Origin of the sequence: Pantoea sp. GbtcB22 (genome assembly GCF_019091025.1) — a bacterium.
Taxonomy (GTDB): Bacteria; Pseudomonadota; Gammaproteobacteria; order Enterobacterales; family Enterobacteriaceae; genus Pantoea; species Pantoea leporis.
This window is the reverse complement of sequence record NZ_JAGXKB010000104.1, coordinates 1-285: the sequence shown is the minus strand read 5'-3', so window position 1 is coordinate 285 and position 285 is coordinate 1. Positions and strand designations below refer to the sequence as shown.

1 pseudogene is annotated in these 285 nt (G+C 56.8%); it reads right to left on the bottom strand.

The window, feature by feature from the left end:
* Window positions 1–266: pseudogene (locus KVT28_RS24930) on the bottom strand (aconitate hydratase B); the annotation flags it as partial.
* Window positions 267–285: the final 19 nt, after the last annotated feature.

Sequence of the window (285 nt, the reverse complement as noted above, 5' to 3'; positions counted from 1 at the left end):
AGCCCAACGGCTTTTTCGCGAGTAACCAGAGGAGAGTGGGCTTCGCCCTTACTGACAGCTGCCAGGAAACCGGCTTTTACGTACGCCGCATCATCAACACCTGGTGGGACACGGTTGACCAACAGGTCGGTCAGGAATTCTTCTTCACCCGCTGGCGGGTTTTCCAGCAGTTCAACCAGCGCGGCCATTTGGGAAGCATCTAACGGCTTAGGTACGATGCCCTGGGCAGCACGCTCGGCAACGTGCTTACGGTATTCTTCTAGCACGACGTTCTGCTCGCTCTCA